This is a genomic window from Verrucomicrobiia bacterium, from assembly GCA_026414565.1.
Classification (GTDB): domain Bacteria; phylum Verrucomicrobiota; class Verrucomicrobiia; order Limisphaerales; family Fontisphaeraceae; genus Fontisphaera.
The window spans coordinates 132,287-148,120 of the sequence record JAOAIT010000027.1 but is presented as its reverse complement, the minus strand read 5'-3'; the positions used below and the strand labels follow the sequence as shown (position 1 = coordinate 148,120).

General features: G+C 66.6%; 16 protein-coding genes. 11 read left to right on the top strand and 5 right to left on the bottom strand.

Features of this window, described 5'->3' with window-relative positions; genetic code table 11:
* Positions 1 to 64: 64 nt before the first annotated feature.
* From N3J91_06875 to N3J91_06840, 8 genes are all read left to right on the top strand, one after another.
* Complete coding sequence (locus N3J91_06875; GenBank protein ID MCX8156151.1) at positions 65 to 1,009, top strand: ribose-phosphate pyrophosphokinase; 945 nt, start codon at positions 65 to 67, stop codon at positions 1,007 to 1,009.
* A 47-nt stretch (positions 1,010 to 1,056) separates the two neighbouring features.
* A complete protein-coding gene (locus tag N3J91_06870; GenBank protein ID MCX8156150.1) occupies positions 1,057 to 1,836 on the top strand; it encodes a 50S ribosomal protein L25 in 780 nt (259 codons plus the stop codon).
* A gap of 45 nt (positions 1,837 to 1,881) precedes the next feature.
* Positions 1,882 to 2,493, top strand: coding sequence for an aminoacyl-tRNA hydrolase (gene pth / locus N3J91_06865; GenBank protein MCX8156149.1), 612 nt, complete (start codon positions 1,882 to 1,884; stop codon positions 2,491 to 2,493).
* Positions 2,490 to 2,810: a 30S ribosomal protein S6 gene (gene rpsF, locus N3J91_06860; protein MCX8156148.1), complete on the top strand. Its 321-nt coding sequence runs from the start codon at positions 2,490 to 2,492 to the stop codon at positions 2,808 to 2,810. Before pth ends, rpsF begins: the two co-directional genes overlap by 4 nt.
* 23 nt (positions 2,811 to 2,833) lie before the next feature.
* A complete protein-coding gene (gene ssb / locus N3J91_06855; GenBank protein MCX8156147.1) occupies positions 2,834 to 3,292 on the top strand; it encodes a single-stranded DNA-binding protein in 459 nt (152 codons plus the stop codon).
* Between the two features lie 49 nt (positions 3,293 to 3,341).
* On the top strand, positions 3,342 to 3,935 hold the full coding sequence (rplI, locus tag N3J91_06850) for a 50S ribosomal protein L9 (protein ID MCX8156146.1): 594 nt from the start codon (positions 3,342 to 3,344) through the stop codon (positions 3,933 to 3,935).
* Positions 3,936 to 4,080: 145 nt separating this feature from the next.
* Positions 4,081 to 4,713, top strand: a complete 633-nt coding sequence (locus N3J91_06845) for an RNA polymerase sigma factor (protein MCX8156145.1) — start codon at positions 4,081 to 4,083, stop codon at positions 4,711 to 4,713.
* An 8-nt stretch (positions 4,714 to 4,721) separates the two neighbouring features.
* Entirely contained in the window at positions 4,722 to 6,233 is a 1,512-nt protein-coding gene (locus tag N3J91_06840; GenBank protein ID MCX8156144.1) for a hypothetical protein, read from the top strand.
* Here the strand turns inward: N3J91_06840 and N3J91_06835 are convergent.
* Both N3J91_06835 and leuS read right to left on the bottom strand, forming a co-directional pair.
* Positions 6,200 to 7,333, bottom strand: a complete 1,134-nt coding sequence (locus tag N3J91_06835; protein ID MCX8156143.1) for a glycerate kinase — start codon at positions 7,331 to 7,333, stop codon at positions 6,200 to 6,202. The two genes, N3J91_06840 and N3J91_06835, sit on opposite strands and share 34 nt — an antisense overlap.
* Positions 7,334 to 7,401: 68 nt before the next feature.
* A complete protein-coding gene (leuS, locus tag N3J91_06830; protein ID MCX8156142.1) occupies positions 7,402 to 10,356 on the bottom strand; it encodes a leucine--tRNA ligase in 2,955 nt (984 codons plus the stop codon).
* A 151-nt stretch (positions 10,357 to 10,507) separates the two neighbouring features.
* On the opposite strand from leuS, the gene N3J91_06825 reads away from it, so the two are divergent.
* Positions 10,508 to 11,425 carry a hypothetical protein gene (locus N3J91_06825; protein MCX8156141.1) on the top strand — a complete coding sequence of 306 codons (918 nt, stop codon included), beginning with the start codon at positions 10,508 to 10,510 and terminating at the stop codon, positions 11,423 to 11,425.
* A 27-nt stretch (positions 11,426 to 11,452) separates the two neighbouring features.
* On the opposite strand, the gene N3J91_06820 is transcribed toward N3J91_06825, so the two are convergent.
* Complete coding sequence (locus N3J91_06820) at positions 11,453 to 12,445, bottom strand: acetyl-CoA carboxylase carboxyltransferase subunit alpha (protein MCX8156140.1); 993 nt, start codon at positions 12,443 to 12,445, stop codon at positions 11,453 to 11,455.
* Between the two features lie 86 nt (positions 12,446 to 12,531).
* Positions 12,532 to 12,882, bottom strand: coding sequence for a helix-turn-helix transcriptional regulator (locus tag N3J91_06815; protein MCX8156139.1), 351 nt, complete (start codon positions 12,880 to 12,882; stop codon positions 12,532 to 12,534).
* A gap of 75 nt (positions 12,883 to 12,957) precedes the next feature.
* Between N3J91_06815 and N3J91_06810 the strand changes: the two genes are divergently transcribed.
* A complete protein-coding gene (locus tag N3J91_06810) occupies positions 12,958 to 13,527 on the top strand; it encodes a host-nuclease inhibitor Gam family protein (protein ID MCX8156138.1) in 570 nt (189 codons plus the stop codon).
* A 4-nt stretch (positions 13,528 to 13,531) separates the two neighbouring features.
* Entirely contained in the window at positions 13,532 to 14,038 is a 507-nt protein-coding gene (locus tag N3J91_06805; GenBank protein MCX8156137.1) for a hypothetical protein, read from the top strand.
* A 91-nt stretch (positions 14,039 to 14,129) separates the two neighbouring features.
* Here N3J91_06805 and N3J91_06800 read toward each other — a convergent pair whose 3' ends face one another.
* Positions 14,130 to 15,767, bottom strand: a complete 1,638-nt coding sequence (locus tag N3J91_06800; GenBank protein ID MCX8156136.1) for a fused MFS/spermidine synthase — start codon at positions 15,765 to 15,767, stop codon at positions 14,130 to 14,132.
* Positions 15,768 to 15,834: the final 67 nt, after the last annotated feature.

The window sequence follows — 15,834 nt, the reverse complement described above, 5'->3', positions numbered from 1 at the left end:
GCATGGGAATGGGCCACCGGCAAGGTGGTCTTTTGTTTTGCGGGAACCCAGGAACACAGCAACCGTGAAAATTTTTAGCGGTAATTCCAATCCCAAACTGGCGCGGGCCATCTGCGACTCCATTGGCGTCGAGCTGGGCCGCTGCACCGTCAGCGCGTTTCCCGACGGCGAAACCTTCGTGAAGATCGAGGAAAACGTGCGGGGCGAGGATGTCTTCGTCGTCCAGAGCACCTCGCCGCCCACCAACCACAACCTGATGGAGATGTTCATCATGATGGACGCCCTCCGCCGGGCCAGCGCCGACCGCATCACCGCCGTGCTCCCCTTCTACGGCTACGCCCGCCAGGACCGCAAAGACCAGCCCCGCGTCCCCATCACCGCCAAACTGGTGGCCAACCTCCTGGTCGCCTCCGGCGCCAACCGCGTCCTCACCATGGACCTCCACGCCCAGCAGATCCAGGGCTTCTTTGACATCCCCGTGGACCACCTCTACGCCGCGCCGGTGATGTACAAATACCTCAAGGAAAAGGGCCTCCCCAACCTCGTCGTTGTCAGCCCCGATGTGGGCGGCATCAAAATGGCCTACGCCTACGCCCAGGTGCTCGGCGCCGAGCTTGCCATCGTCGCCAAACGCCGCAAAAGCCCCCACGAAGTCGAGTCCATGGCCGTCATCGGCCACGTCCGCAACAAAAACGTGCTGCTGGTGGATGACCTGACCGAGACCGCCGGCACCCTGACCGCCGCGGCCACCCTGCTGCGCCAGCGCGGCGCCCGGCAAATCCTGGCCTGCGTCTCCCATGCCATCCTCAACAAAACCGGCATCGAACGGCTCAAAAATTCTTGTATTGACGAATTGATAACCACTGATAGTGTATGCCGCCCTGTGATACGGGGCGTGAACATCACGACCCTGTCCGTCGCAGGACTGCTCGGCGAAGCGATCAAGCGGATAGCCAACAATCTGTCCGTCAATTCGCTGTTCGAGTTCAGAGGCGGGCGGACCAGTTGACGCGGCGTCAACCGGCCACCCGAAGGTAACTTGAATATAGATATACGATGAAAACGGTAGCTTTGACGGCTTATCCGCGCACGCTGGCCAGGCGTGGCGGCGTGAAAAAACTCCGCGATGCCGGCCGCGTGCCGGCGGTCATTTACGGGCGGCAGGCGCCCCCCCAGAACCTCGAGGTCCAGGCCAAACAAATCAAGGATTTGCTGCACCACGCGGCCTCCGAAAACCTGCTCCTCGACCTCGTCGTCGAAGGCGATGCCCGGCCCCGGCGCCTGGCCCTCCTGCGCGAGGTCCAGCACCACCCCCTCACCGGCCAGGTGCTGCATGTGGATTTCCACGAAGTCAGCGAAACCGAAAAAGTCACCGTCCAGGTGCCCATCGAGACGGTCGGCGAGGCCAAGGGCGTCAAGGAAGGCGGCGTGCTCGAGCACGTCCTCTTCAAGGTCAAGGTCCGCGCCCTGCCCAAGGATTTGCCCGAACAGGTCATCATTGACGTCAGCCATCTGGCCATCGGCCAGGCCGTGCACATTGGGGACATCCAGCCCCCGCCCGGCGTCGAAATCCTCGGCGACAAACACATCTCCGTGGTCGCCGTGGCCGCCCCGCTCACCGAAGAGCAGGAGGCCGCCGCCGCGGCCGAGGAGGCCGTGACCGCCGGCGAGGTCGAGATGATCAAGGAAAAGAAAGAGGAAGCCGGCGAAGGCGCCGCCGCCGAGAAGGACAAAGGCGAAAAAGCGGCCGCCAAGCCCGCGGCCGACAAGGCTGCGGCCAAACCGGGCGCCGAAAAAGCGGCCGAAAAAGCCCCGGCCGCCGAAAAGAAGAAGTAACCGCCGCCCGGCCCCTGCCTGCCGCTGGGTGGCCCATCCGCCCTTATGGACGCGCCTTTTCTGGTGGCTGGCCTGGGAAACCCCGGGGCCGAGTATGCCCAGACCCGGCACAACATCGGTTTTATGGTGGCCGACTGCCTCGCCCGACGCTGGGGCTGCGCGTGGGAAGAATCCCGCCGGCTGCGGGCGCGCCTGGCCCGGGCGGTGTTTGCCGGCCAGCGGGGCTGGTTGTGCCAGCCGCTGACGTTTATGAATCTCAGCGGCGAAGCGGTCGGAGCGGCACTCGAGTACTATCAAGTGCCCTTGACAAGGCTGCTGGTCATCGTGGACGATGCCGATTTGCCGCTGGGCGTCCTTCGGCTGCGCCCCGAAGGCAGCTCCGGCGGCCATCACGGGCTGGAGTCCATCCAGACCCGGGTGGGCTCCACGGCGTTTGCCCGGCTGCGGGTGGGCATCGGGCGCCAGGCCGGGCAGCCCCGCGAGCTGGCCAGCCATGTGCTGAGCCGCTTCGGGGCCGGGGAAATCAGTGTGGCGGAGCAGGCGGTCGAGCGCGCCGCCAGCCAGGTGGAATGTTGGCTCACCGCCGGCGTGCAGGCCGCCATGAATCAGTTTAACGGGCCCCTGGAACGGCCCACAAGTCAGGAGAGTGCGGAGTGAAAAAGTACGAAGGTCTGTTTATTTTGAACCTGGCCGGACGCGAGGAAGGCGTCAAGGAAGCCATTGACAAAGTCGTGGCCGAAATCACCGCCGCCGGCGGCAAGGTCGAAACCATCCAGAAGATGGACAAACGCAACTTTGCCCGCGTGCGCAACAAAAAGATGGCTTCCGGCTTCTACGTCAACATCATCTTTGACGCGCCGGAGGCCGCCATCGCCGCCCTGCGCTCCAAGTTTGCCCTCAACGAAGAGGTCTTCCGGGTCATGTTCACCGTGGCGCCCAAGGTGGCCGCCCCGGCCGCCCCGGCCACCGCCTAGTTGAGCCTCAACCGCCTCCGTCTATGGCCAGTTACAACAAAGTCCTGCTCATCGGGAACCTCACCCGGGACCCGGAGCTGAAGTACACCCCCAAAGGCACCGCCGTGGCCCGCCTCGGCCTCGCCGTCAACCGCCGCTGGCGCTCCGAAACCGGCGAGGAAAAAGAGGAGGTCACCTTCGTGGACATTGACGCCTTTGGCCGCCAGGCGGAGGTGCTGGCCCAGTACCTCAGAAAAGGCCGTCCCCTCTTTGTCGAAGGCCGCCTGCGGCTCGACACCTGGGAGGACAAAAACACCCATCAGAAACGCTCCCAACTGCGCGTCGTCCTCGAAGGCTTCAGCTTCCTGGACAGCGCCGGCGGCCGCACCGAAGCCCCGGCCAATGGCAACGCCGCCGCCCGGCCCGCCCCGGCCGCCGCGCCGGCCGCGCCGCCGCCGCCCGAGGACGCGCCGCCCCTGGACGACGACGATGTGCCCTTCTAAACCATGGCGATCGCTTCATTAACCCCTTACCATCACGGAGTCTCATTTTATGGCTAAGACAGAAGTCATCCTCACCAGCAACATCCCCGGCCTCGGCGCCGAATCCGATCAGGTCAAAGTCGCCGCCGGTTATGCCCGCAATTATCTCTTTCCGCAGGGTCTGGCGATCCCCCTGAGCGCCGGCAACAAAAAACGGCTCGAAGCCCTGCGCCGCCGCCGCGCCGAACGCGAGGCCCAGGAGTACAACACCATGACCGAGCTGGCCCGCAGCCTCCAGAAACTCATCTGCGTCATCACCGTCAAAACCGGCGAGGACGGCAAAATGTTCGGCAACGTCACCAGCGGCACCATCGCCGACGCCCTCAAAACCCAGTTCGACATCGCGCTCGACCGCAAGAAAATCCATCTCGACAAACCCATCCACACCCTGGGCGAGCACGAAGTCGAAATGCGCCTCCATCCCGAAGTCCGCGCCACCCTGAAAATCCGCGTCGAGAGCAGCACCCCGCTGCCCATCCCGGCCCCGGAGGCCGCCGCCGAGGGCGACAAACGCGATAAAAAAGCCGAACGCGGCGCCCGCAAGGACAAGGCCGAGAAAACTGAAAAAACCGACAAGGCGGAAAAAGCCGAGAAAAGCAAATAATCCGCCCCCCACCTTTTTTGGGCACAACGCGGGCCGTCAAGGCCCGCGTTTTTTTTGCGCCCCCTCCCGCGGCGGAGGCCTCCGCCAGCGCCCGCCCTGTTTTTTGCTTATGCCGGCCCCGATTTGGTGCTAGGGTACCCCTGGCATGGCTGAGGAAGCCCAACTGGTGCAACGCTGCCTGCAAGGCGATTCCCGGGCGTGGGATGAATTGTTCACCCGCCATTATGACGCCACCAGCCGCTTCATCTTCAAGCTCTCCCATGACCTGACCCGCGAGGATGTGGAGGAAATCTGCCAGGAGGTCTTCCTCTCCGTCGTCCGCCATCTGGCCGAGTTTAACGGCCGCAGCCAGTTGCAAACCTGGATTTTTCGCATCGCCGTCAATAAAACCCGCGACTTTGTGGACAAACGCCAGACCGCCAAGCGCGGCGGCGGTGTGGCCCCGCTCTCCCTCCAGGAGCCGGACCCCGAAACCGGCCTGACCCTCGACCTGCCCGCCCCCACTCCCGGCCCCGATGGTTCGCTCATGGCCGCCGAGGATGCCAGCCTGGTGGTGCAGGCCCTGCACCAGCTCGAAGACCCCTGCCGCGAAATCATTGAACTCCGTTACTTTGCTGACCTGAGCTACGAGGAAATCGCCGCCGCCCTCCGCCTCAACCCCAAAACCGTCAGCTCCCGCCTCAGCAAGTGCCTGGATAAACTGGCCGCCGTGGCCCGCAAACTTTTTCCGCAGCATTCACCCCGGAATCCCGTCCAATCCACCGAGCGGGAACGCTAGTTGTCTGTATGACGCCGGAACACACACCGCACCCGATGGAAGGCTGGCTGCGCCGGTACGCGCAATCGCGCCGGCAGCAGGCGGGCGCGCCTTTCGAGCTGTCTCCCGCCGACCGGGAGGCCCTGCTGGCGGAAGCCCGCCGGGTGCACGCGGCACAACCTGCCCCGCGGCGGCCCGTGCTCTGGGCCTGGTGGACGGCCTGGTCCGGCCCGCGCTGGGCCATGGCCGCCGCCCTGTTCGTGACCCTGGGCCTGGCCGTGTTTGCCCTCTGGCGCACCGACCGGCCCGTCACCGGCGCACCCGAGAAAACCCTCGTCCTGCATAAACCGCCGGAAGGCACCGTGGCCCGCACCGAACCGGCCCCGAACGTCGCCACCGCCCATGTCGCCTCACCCCCCTCCGCCGAGATGCAGGCCGCCCCCACCGTCGCGGCCAAAGCGGCAGACCACGCCCCGACCGCCGCAGCCCCCGAGGGCACGCCATTGACCACACGCCGCGCCACCTCTCCACCCGCCGAAACGGAAAGGCTGGCCCCCCAGCGTGAAGCCCAAAACGCCATTTTGGCGGCAATCCCCCTGGATGCCCACCAGGCCGAAGCAACAGCCACCCCTGCCCGCCGGGGCACCACGGACATCGCCGCCGTCAGAACCCTGCCCCCCTCCCGGGGAGAAGCAGGCCCGGCCCAACGTTCCACCCCGCCGCCACCACCGCAGGAAGTGCTGGGCGCGCCCCCTCCCGCCGCAGCCCTGCGCGGGGCACCCGGCGCCGTCGGCGCGACCTACGCCGCCCGCTCCGCCGCCCCGCAGGCGGTTGCCGCCCCCGCCCCGGAGGTTGCAACGGCCCCGCCAGCCCCCGAGGCCAAGCCCGCGCAAGGCCTGGCCGAGTTTTACCTGGCGCAACAAGCCGCCAGCCAGGACCGCGTTGCCATGCCGCTCACGGACGCGCGCCGTGCCTTTGAAGCCGGCCGTAGCACCGTTCCGCCCGCCGCGCCCGCCACGCCGCAAGCCACCACGCCGAAGCCGGCCCTGGCCCGGCAGGCTGCTCCTCTGGCCCCCAGCGCATTGCCCACGGCCGGCAACGTCCCGGAGGCCGGCCGGCGTTATGTCCTCCTCAGCGGCGCGCCCCAAGAACAACCGCCCGCCATCTTCTATTTCTGGTCCAGCAACCAACTGGTGCGCGTGGTGGATGCCGATGGCACGGTGTATGAAGGCCGCTTCCTTTCCACCGATGCGGCCCCACCCCCCGCCGCCAGCCCCGCCCGCCGTCAAACTTCCGAAAAAACCGGCGCGCGCGAGCTGCTCACCGCTCCTTCGCGCAAGACCGGAGGCGCCCCGGCAGCCCAGGACGGCGCGGCTCAGGCGCCACGCCGTTTTGAAGCCACCGGCCGCCATCCGCACCTCCAGCAGGAAATCCGCCTCTCAGGCGACTGGCCGCCGGACGCCGAAGGCGTCTTGCGCCTGCAGCTCCGCGTGGGCGACGGCCCCGTTCAAACCTTCCTCGCACGGCCCGCAGAGAACTGAGCCGCCAGCGCGGCAGCCGCTTCGGCCACCCAGAACGCCGCCCGCGCCTGCGCCTCTTCCGGCGGGGTCAGACTGCTCAGGGCCACGGCCGCCTCCAGCCAGCGCCGCCAGTGCCGCTCCGGCAGCGCCACCACGCCGGCCACCCCCAAACACGGCCGCCGGTGCCGCGCACACAACCGCGCCAGCTCCCCCACCCCTTTGCCCATGAGCGAAGAAGCATCGAGCGCCCCCTCCCCCGTCACCACCACCTCCGCCCACCGCACGGCCCCGGCCAGGCGGGTGTGGCGGGCCAGCAACTCAAACCCCGGCGCCAGCCGCGCCCCCAGAAAGGCCATCAAACCAAACCCCAGCCCCCCCGCCGCGCCACTGCCGGGCAGTAGATGCAATGCCCGCCCGCGCTCCCGCTGCATCACCTGCGCCAGCCGCCGCAACGCCGCCTCCGCCGGCGCAAAATCGGCCGCCGTCAGCCCTTTTTGCGGGCCGTAAATCCGCGTGCAACCCCGCGCCCCCAGCAGCCGGTTCTGCACATCCACCGCCACCGTGACGCGCAAGGGAAGACGCCGGGCGGGCGGCTCAACGCGCCGGAGCCGCGCCAGCCCGGTCCACGATGGAATGGGCCGCTCCTGCGCGTCCCAAAACGTCCATCCCAGCGCGCGCGCCAGACCAAATCCGCCATCATTGGTGGCGCTCCCGCCAATGCCCAGCACGCACCGGCGCGCCCCCTGGGCCGCCGCCGCCTCCAGGGCCGCCCCCAGCCCCCAGGTGTCCAGCTCCCGCGGATGAAACCGGCCGCGCGGCAGCAGCGCCAGCCCAATGATCCGCGCCGATTCAATGATCGCCAGCCTTTGCCGCGGCTCCCACCACCACGCGGCGCGCAACGGACGATGCGCCGCATCCACCGTCTCCACCTCCCGCGCCGCCGCCCCCAGCGCGGCGCTCAACACCTCGCCAAAACCGTCTCCGCCATCGCTGATGGGCCGGCAGCGCACCTCGTCATCGGGCCGCACCCGCCGCCAGCCCTCCGCCAGCGCAGCGGCGGCGGCGGCGGCGGTCAGCGTGCCTTTGAACTTGTCCGGGGCCATTAATACGCGCAGGGGCATGGCGCATCATGGGCGCAAAACGGCCCCGGTGTCGAATGGAAATGACCCCAACCCCGGACGGCTCCGGTTCAACCCACCACCAGGTTGACCATCTTGCGCGGGACGTAGATGACCTTGCGCACGGTCTTGCCCGCCAGAAACGGCTGCACACTTTCACACGCGCGGGCGGCCTTTTCCACCTCCTCCTGGCTGGCCTGGGCGGACACCACCACCCGGCCGCGCAACCGGCCGTTGACCTGCACCGGCACCTCGAGGGTGTCCTCCTGGAGCAGGGCCGGATCAAACTCCGGCCAGGGCGTGTAAGCCAGCGCCGGCGCCGTCCAGCCCAGGTGTTGATGCAGCCGCGCCCACAGCTCCTCGGCCAGATGCGGCGCAAACGGCTGCAGCAGCACCAGAAAATCCCGCAGCACGGCCCCCGGGCGCACCGGCCATTCCAAGGCCTCGTTCACCAGCACCATCATGGCGGAGATCGCCGTGTTGAACCGCAGGCCTTCGAGATCTTCGGTGACCTTCTTGATGCAGGCATGCAGGCTCTTGCGCTGGGCCGGCGTGGGCGGCACATCCTGGATGCTCGCCTGCAACTTCACCAGCTCCAGCAATTCCGGCCCCGGCCGGGCGGTGGTGGTGCGCGCCTGGTCCAGGGCCACCTTGCTCTCCTCGTCCACAAACAACCGCCACACCCGGCCCAGGAAACGGTACACCCCCTCCACCCCGCGCGTGCTCCACGGCTTGCTCATCTCCAGCGGCCCCATGAACATCTCATACAGCCGGAAGGCGTCCGCCCCGTATTGCGCCAGGATGTGATCGGGATTCACCACGTTGCCGCGCGATTTGGACATCTTGAAGCTGCGGGCGTCCACCTGGATGTGCGGCTGCTCCTTGAGCACAAAGGCGGCCCCCTGTTTTTCCACCGCCTCCTCGTCCACCTTTTCGCCCGTCACCTTCTCCCCGGTGCTCTTAAGATACCCCACCATGCGCGGGCCGGTGGCGGTTGCCTCTTCGCTGATGTCGCGCAAGTCGGCCGCGCTCACCAACTGCCCGGCGGCGTCGCGAAAGACGGTGTACTCCATCTCCCCCAGGATCAGCCCCTGGTTGACCAGTTTGAAGAACGGCTCCGGCGTGGACACATGGCCCAGATCATACAACACCTTGTGCCAGAACCGCGCATACAGCAGGTGCAACACTGCGTGCTCCGTGCCCCCCACATACAAATCCACCCCCGGCGTGGCCCGCTGGCCCGCCGGGCTGGCGGTGCCCATCCAGTAACGCTCGGCGGTGCGGGAGCAAAATTCGCGGTCATTCCGCGCATCCAGGTAGCGCAGGTAATACCAGCAGCTTCCCGCCCATTGCGGCATGGTGTTGGTTTCGCGCACCGCGCCATCCGGCAGATTCACCCATTCCGTGGCCCGCGCCAGCGGCGGCTGGCCGTCCTTGGTGGGCTTGAAGTCTTCCAGCGGCGGGGGCAGCACCGGCAGCGCGCTTTCCGGCAGCGCCTCGTGATGCCCCTGGCGCCAGACAATCGGAAACGGCTCGCCCCAATAACGCTGCCGGCTGAACAACCAGTCGCGCAGTTTGTAATTCACCACCTTCTTCCCCAGTCCCTTGCTCTCCAGCCACGCGATGATCTTCTGCTTGGCCTCCGGCGTCGGCAGCCCTGTGATGGACACCTCCGGCCCGGTGGAGTTGACCGAAATCCCGTCGTCCACAAACCCGCGCCAGTCGGTGGCCGGGTCCGGCGGCTGCACCACCTGCACAATGGGCAGATGGAACTTGGTGGCAAACTCCAAATCCCGCGTGTCATGCGCCGGCACCGCCATGATCGCGCCGGTGCCGTAACTGATGAGCACATAATCCGCAATCCAGATGGGGATTTTCTCCCCGTTCACCGGATTGATCGCATACGCCCCAATAAACACCCCCGTCTTCTCCTTCGCCAGCTCGGTGCGCTCCAGATCGCTCCGGGTGGCCGCGTAGGCCTGGTACGCCTCCACCGCCGCCCGCTGCGCGGGCGTGGTGAGCACGTCCACCAGCGGATGCTCCGGCGCCAGCACCATGTACGTGGCCCCAAACAACGTGTCCGGCCGGGTGGTGAACACCCGCAGTTTCCGCTGCTCCGCCGGCAGCTCCGGCGGCGGATCCGCCAGCGCAAAATCCACCTCCGCCCCTTCGCTGCGCCCGATCCAGTTGCGCTGCATTTCCTTGAGCGAATCGCTCCAGTCAATGGTGTCCAGATCGCGCAGCAGCCGCTCCGCATAGGCGGTGATGCGCAACATCCACTGGCGCATCGGTTTCCGGATCACTGGAAAGCCCCCCACCTCGCTGCGCCCGTTGATCACCTCTTCATTGGCCAGCACCGTCCCCAGTTCCGGACACCAGTTCACCGGCGCTTCGCTCACGTACGCCAGCCGCTTGGAGTCCCGATACGCCCGCCGCTCCTCCTCCGTCCGCAGCTCCGGCGGATAGGTCAGCGTGCTGATCGGCTCGGCCCGCTGCGTCTCCGGGTTGAACCAGGCATGGTAAAGCTGCAAAAAAATCCACTGCGTCCACTTCACATAGCCCGGATCCGTCGTGTCCACCTCCCGGCTCCAGTCATAACTGAACCCCAGCGCCTGAATCTGCCGCTTGAAATTCGCTATGTTCTGCTCCGTCGTCACCCGTGGATGCTGCCCGGTCTTGATCGCGTATTGCTCCGCCGGCAGCCCAAAGGCGTCCCACCCCATCGGATGCAGCACATGAAACCCCCGCGCCCGCTTGTACCGCGCCAGGATGTCCGTGGCCGTGTAGCCCTCCGGATGCCCCACATGCAGCCCCGCCCCGGAGGGATAGGGAAACATGTCCAAAATGTAAAACTTCGGCGGCAGTTGCCCGGCCGCCAGGGTGGCCGCATGCCGCTGCGCAAAGGGGTGCGTCGGCGGCACAGCCTCCCCAGGATTCCAGGCCCGGAAGGTCTCCTCCTCCAGCCACCGCCGCTGCCATTTCGGCTCAATTAAATCAAACGGATATTGCGGACGAACACTCGCCATAAGGCTGCAAATAATGCGGAAACCCGCCGGGGGTGACAATCGGGAAATTATGCCGGCCGCCCCCCCTCCCACCCCGCCCGCCGCCCCCCGGCCTGGGCCACAACTTTTTCCCCCCGCTGGTGTATATTAAGGCGGGACTGATGTATCAACCGTGAGTGCCCGGCGAACAACGATCTGGATGGCCGCCGCCCTGCTGTTGGCCGGCGGCCTGACCCTCCCGGCCGCCAACGATCCGGTCATGGACCGTTTCGCCGGCATTCCCGATCGCAACGCCTTCGGTCTGCGGCCCCCGCCCCCACCCCCGCCGCCCCCCAAGCCGGAGCCGCCGCCCCCTGCAATCAAAGTCCAAATCACCGGTTTGCTCGACTTCAAAGTGCGCAAAACCGCCATTCTGCTCGTCAGCGAACTGGGCAAAAACCCGGTGTCCATCGTCCTGGGCGAAAACGAGTCCGAGGGTCCGGTAACCGTCAAAAGCATTGACGCGGAAAATGGCAAAATCCGCATCGCCCTCAACAACACGGATACCGAGCTGGACATCGAGAAGGACGGCGTCAAACCCCTGGCCGGCAGCGGCAAGGCGGACTTCCAAATCGGCGGGCCGGTGGAGCAAACCCCGCGGCCCTCGGCCTCCCAGCTCTTCGCCGGCGTGGCCTCCGCCGGCGCCCCGGCAGTGCCCGCCGTGGACCGGAACAATCTGGCCGCTTATTTGCGGCAGGCCTCTGAAGGCGCCAGCAAAAGCGCGGCCAGCGCCCCCGCCCCCCTCTTCGGCGGCGCAGGCGGCTCGCCCTATGGCGGACTGGCCGGCTCCCACACCTTCCGTTTTGACGGCCCTCCCACCTCCGGCCCCACCCAGCCCAACTGGCCGCCCGAGCAGCCGGTCAGCTATGAGGAGTCCATCATTCACATGGAACTCCTCCGCACCATCAAGGATACCGGCAAAGTGGAGCTGCCGCCCCTGCCTCCCACCATTTTGACCCCCGGTCACGAGGAAGAAATGCCGCCCGTCCCCGGCGGCCAGCCCCAATACGGCCCCCCGGGCCTGCCGCCGCTGCCGCCCTTCCCGCGCTAATTCCTTGCTCCAGCCTGGCCGCCCCGCTCAAGCGGGGGTGGGGGGCGCCTCGGCTGTGGCCGGCAGGGCGGGCTTTTCCATAAAATGCCCAAACGCCCGGAATTTCTCGTAGCGTTTTTTCAACAGCTCGCTGGTGGGCAGTTTTAACAGCTCCTCCAGATTGGCCACCAGCCGCTCCTTCAACGCGCCGGCCGTGGCCGGCCAGTCATTGTGCGCCCCGCCCAGCGGCTCGGGCACAATTTCATCCACCAGCTTCAGCTCGTAAAGATCCTTGGCGGTGATTTTGAGCGCCTCCGCCGCCTTGGCCGCCGCCGAGCGATCCTTCCACAAGATGGCCGCGCACCCCTCCGGGCTGATCACCGAGTAATAGGCGTTTTCCAAAATCAACACCCGATCCGCCACGCCAATCCCCAGCGCCCCGCCCGAGCCCCCCTCCCCAATCACCGCCGCAATGATCGGCACTTCCAACAGCATCATCTCCCGCAAATTCACCGCAATCGCCTCCGCAATGTGCCGCTCCTCCGCCCCAATGCCGGGATAGGCGCCCGCCGTGTCAATCAACGTGATGATCGGCAGCCCAAACTTGTGCGCCAGCCGCATCAACCGCAGCGCCTTCCGGTAGCCCTCCGGGTGCGCGCAGCCAAAGTTGCGCCGGATGTTTTCCTTGGTGTCCCGCCCCTTCTGGGTGCCGATGACCATGACCCGGTGCCCCTGAATCCGCGCAAAACCGCCCACCACCGCCCGATCCTCCGCATACAGGCGATCCCCGTGCAGCTCGCTGAAGTCCGTAAAGGCCAGTTGAATGTAGTCCAGCGTGTAGGGACGCTTGGGATGCCGCGCCAGTTGCACCCGCTGCCACGGCGTCAGCGAGCTGAACACCTGCCGGCGGCTCTCCTCCAGCTTCTTCTCCATCCGCTCAATCTCCTCCTTGAAAGAGTGAGCCTCCGGATGCTGCTTGAGTTCATCCAGTTTGCGCTGCAACTCCGCGATGGGCTTCTCGAAATCGAGCTGGTGCTTCATAAAGCGACCGGCATCCTAGCCGTTTTTCCCCCCTCCGGCAATGCCGTTTTGGGCGGGCCAGAAGCATCCTCCCGCCCCCGCCCCCCTCACTTCCGGCCCGGCGGCCAGGCCAGACCCAGCACCACCGCCCACGCCTTCACAAACGCCCGCTGCTCCGCCGGCGGCATCCCGTCCAGCCGCTGCCGCCGCAGCTCGCGCCAGAACCGCTCCAGCTCGTCCTCCGGCGGCGCGGCCGCCACGGCCTCCACCGACCCCTCCACCCCCTGCCGCGCCGCCGTCAGCCGCAGCAACTGCAGCATCGCCGCGCTCGGCTCGGCCTTGCCGCGCACAATCTGATTGATGTGACTGGGCGTCACCAACAACTGCCGGGCCGTCTCCGACTGGCTCCAGCCCAGCCGGCGCATCCACTCCACAAATTCATGGGCTGCCGGACTCATGCTGTAAATAATTTAATTTTTCCCCTTGACGGGGTATTAAATAACTTATATATCTTCCCTGTAAATTAGTTAATTATGAAAACCATGACAAGCCCAAAATCCTCCAAAAACAAAACCCCCGCCGTCCCCGTCCCCCGCTCCCGCCGCGCCCTCGAGGCCCTGGTGGCGGAAATCGCCGCCCTCAAGCTCGAGGAGGTGCGGCTCGCCGCCGAGCTGGACGCCCGCCTGCGCCTGGCTCGCGAGCAGCTTGAACCGGCCCTTGCAAACCTTCGGGCGCAGCTCACCGCCCAAACCGCCGCTGTCCGCGCCTGGGCCGAGGCGCATCCCGACGCCTTCGCCGGCCGCCGCACCCTCGAGCTGCCCGTGGCGCTGCTGGGCTGGCGCGCCTCCCCGCCGGCCCTCAAGCCGTGCGCCGGCTGGACGTGGGAGCGCGTCACCGCCGCCCTCAAGGCCGCCCCCGCCTGGCAGGCCTATCTGCGCGTCCGCGAGGAGCCCAACAAAATCCGCCTGCTGGCCGATCGCGTGGCCCTGGGCGACGCGGCCCTGGCCACGGTGGGCCTGTGGGTGACGCAGGAGGAGCTGTTCTTTGTCGAGCCGCGCCTCGAAGCCACCGGCGTGCCGGCCCGGGAATCCACCGCCGCCTGAGGCCATGCACCCCGGCTCCCTCCCCGTCCGCCCCGCGCCCGCGCCCGCGCCGGCCGCGGCCCTGGCGGTGCGCCCCCTGTGGACCATCAGCGGGGCCACCGCCTGGCTGCGGCGGCATCCCGACGACATCCTGCGCATGATTGAAGACGGCCGCCTCGAATGGGCCTGGGACATCGCCGCCGGCCCCTGCCGCCGCCGCCGAGAAATCCGCATCTGGTTTGAATCGCTCGAATGGGCGCGCCGCAATCTGAGCCGGCCGGCGCAGGATCTCCTCCTGCCCCCCACTTACACGCCGGCGCAGGTCTTCGAGCGCATTGTGGGGCACCACCGCCCTTGGCTGCGCGGCAGCGAGGTGCAGGCCCTGCTCAACTGTGATCGCAACCTGGTCTTTCGTCATCTCCGCGCCGGCGCCCTCCGCCTGGCTAGCAGCCAGGCCTCCCTCACCAGCCGCACTCCGCTCATCCTGCGCACCAGTCTGGAACAATTCCTCCTCGCCCGCCGCATTCAATAACTTCCTGCCCGCCCCTCGTCCTTCAGCCCAGGCAAAGGCTTTTTTTCACTTTGCACTTTGCATTTTGCACTTTGCATTTCCCCCCTCCCCCTCAATACCCCTGCACCAGCCCTTGCACCATGTTGCGCCGGAATTTCTCGCGGTTCACCGCATCATAAAATTCCACCGGGTTGAAATCATCGGTGAGCACCCGGATCCGATGCCGGCTGGGGGGCGAGGTCACCACATTGTCCATGGCCATGCGCGTGGCGCCCAGGGCGCGGGGGTGCACCTGGGATAGATCGGGCTGCCGCACAAAGGCGAGGTTGGGCGTGTCCGAAGCCACCAGCAGCACATTGCCGCCAAACGCCGTGTGAATGCGCACGGACTTGAACACGGCCTGCAGGGTGCGCTCCAGCGAGGCGGTGAAGAAATTGTTGGCCGGGTCCAGCTCGCCAAAGCTGTTGATCACCAGCGTGCCGCCGGGGCGCAGGATTTTTTGCATGGCCACAAACGCCTCGCGGCTCATCAAGTGGGAGGGGGAAGAGTCGCCCAGGAAGGCGTCCAAAATGATCGTGTCATAACGCGGGCCGTCCGGCCGGGCGGCGGCGTTCAGGTAATGCCGGCCGTCGTCAATGAACAGCCGGACCTGGGCGGGATCAAAATCAAAATGCCGCTGCGCCACGCCGGGCATTTCGGGGTTGATTTCCACCACATCCACCTGCACCCCCTCGCGGGCCAGTTGCATCGGCACGATGCCCACCCCCAGGCCGATGCACAGGGCGCGCTCAATCCGCGGCGTGTACGCCACCGCCAGCCCGTGCAGCATCCAGGTGAACATCGAGGTGCTTTTCTTCTCCAGGGGATCGTACGTGTTCTGCGTCAGCCAGTCATTGAGATACACCCGGTGCGGCAGGTTGGTATGCTGGATCACCAGCATCTGGCCAAAGTTGGAATTGCGCCGCTCCAATTCCTCATAGCCCGGCACGTTCAGCTCCAGCTCCCGCCGCACGCCGCTGTAACCCGCCGCCAGCCCGATCAGCAACCCCGCCACCACGCTCACCTGGGCCGGCGCCCGCAGGGATTTGGGGCTTAACAGGAAAAAATACCCCAGCGCCACCGCCATCAGTGCCACCGCGGTCAGATACATGCTCAACGAATTGGGCAGATACGGAATGACCGCATAGCCGATCAACAGCGTGCCGGCCACGCTGCCCAGGGTGCTCAAGGCGGAGACCCGCCCCACCTGCCCCCCCACCGTCTGCAGGTTTTGCGTGAAGTGCCGCACCAGAAATGGCCCCACCATCGCCAGCAGGGTCAGCGGCGGGAAAAACAAAAACAGCGAGGCCAGCAGCGAGCCCACCGCCAGTTTTTGCTTGAGACAGGCAAAGGCCACCGGCGCGCACAGCGGCACCGACACCGCCAGGTACACCGCCGCCGCCAGGATGGCGGTGTACATCCGCCGCAAATCCGGCGAGCGATCCGCCAGCCAGCCCCCCGCGTAATAACCGGCGGCCAGCGACAGCAGCGTCACCGTGATCTGGGCCGTCCACACAAAATGCGACGTGCCAAAGTACGGCGAGAGCATCTTGGCGCCGAGGATTTCGACAATCAATATCGCCGCGCCCGTGCACGCCGCCGTAAAGTATAAATACCGCCGCAAACCCCTGGCCCCGCCGCCGGCGGCCGCGGCCGCCGCCGCCGGGGGTGGCCCAGGGGAAGACTCGGGAGCTGATGGATTTTTTTTCACACGAAACAACGGGGGCATGCTCGTTTCACCCTGCCTCCCTCCCCGCATGGGAAAGCCTGGCCCGGCC